Origin of the sequence: Streptococcus sp. HMSC10E12, from assembly GCF_001807855.1 — a bacterium.
GTDB lineage: Bacteria > Bacillota > Bacilli > Lactobacillales > Streptococcaceae > Streptococcus > Streptococcus salivarius.
Genome location: NZ_KV791101.1, coordinates 1 through 1,139 on the forward strand (window position 1 = coordinate 1; position 1,139 = coordinate 1,139).

Consider the following 1,139-nt stretch of genomic DNA (forward strand, 5'->3'; position numbering starts at 1 on the left):
TTAAAAATTGCTTTTGAAAACAACCTTATTAATACCGAACAAATTTTTATCGATTCAACTCATATTAAAGCCAATGCTAATAAAAATAAATACATTAAGAAAGTTGTTCAAATTGAAGCCAAAGCATACCAAAAAGAATTGGATGATGAAGTAAATCTTCTAAGAAAAGCCGATGGAAAAAAGCCTATAAAAAAGAAAAAGGAAGCGAAAACTAAATATATAAAAGAAAGCAAAACTGATCCAGAGTCTGGTTATTATGTAAAGAGCGAGAGAGAAAAGCAATTTGCCTATTCGCTACATGCATGTGTCGATAGACACGGCTTCATTTTAGATTCACACGTCACTCCAGGAAATATCCATGATAGTACGCAATTGAAACCTATGATAGAAAGAATGGAGAAAGCAGGTTTAAAAGCGAGATATGTAGCAGTCGATTCTGGATATAAAACTCCAGCTAATGCACACTATCTTATTGAAAAATTAATGATACCTGTGATGCCGTATACTCGACCAAAAGGAAAAGAAGGTTTCTTCAAAATTCGCGATTTCATCTACGATGAATATTATGATAGCTATATCTGTCCTAATGATGAGTTTTTAACTTACAAAAGAACAATGCCAACTGGGCACAGACTATATATGTCAAACTCTGACACATGTCGTGAATGCCCACTATTGAACAAATGCACTGAAAATAAACAGTGTCAAAAACAAATCCAAAGGCACGTATGGCAAGATGATTTAGATATAGTTGAAGATTTAAGGTTTATGGATTCAATTAAAAAAATATATAAAATGAGAAGCCAAACAATAGAAAGACGATTTGGTGACGCTAAAGAGCAACATGGTATGAGATGGACACGTTTCCGCAGTTTAGGAAAGGTGACAATGGATACGATGTTTACTTGTGCTGCGATGAATTTGAAAAAAGTATCTATGTGGCTTACATAAGAGTCCGTGAGGACTTCTATTATAAAGATTTTTATACATATTTTCGAAAATTTCATAAAAAAAATAAACTACCGTTACACTTTTTCAAGTTATAACGGTAGTTTGTCTACGGTCTGAGCTGAGTCGAGCAGTTTCTACTGCAAGACTCAGCTTTTATATTTAGAAGTATAAATGTGCCATTAAAGCAA

Annotated in this window: 1 protein-coding gene; it reads left to right on the forward strand. The window is 33.3% G+C overall.

The features are described 5' to 3' along the window. A partial coding sequence (locus HMPREF3112_RS06770) for an IS1182 family transposase (RefSeq protein ID WP_070438814.1) occupies nucleotides 1-951 on the forward strand: 951 nt, incomplete at its 5' end. Nucleotides 952-1,139: the final 188 nt, after the last annotated feature.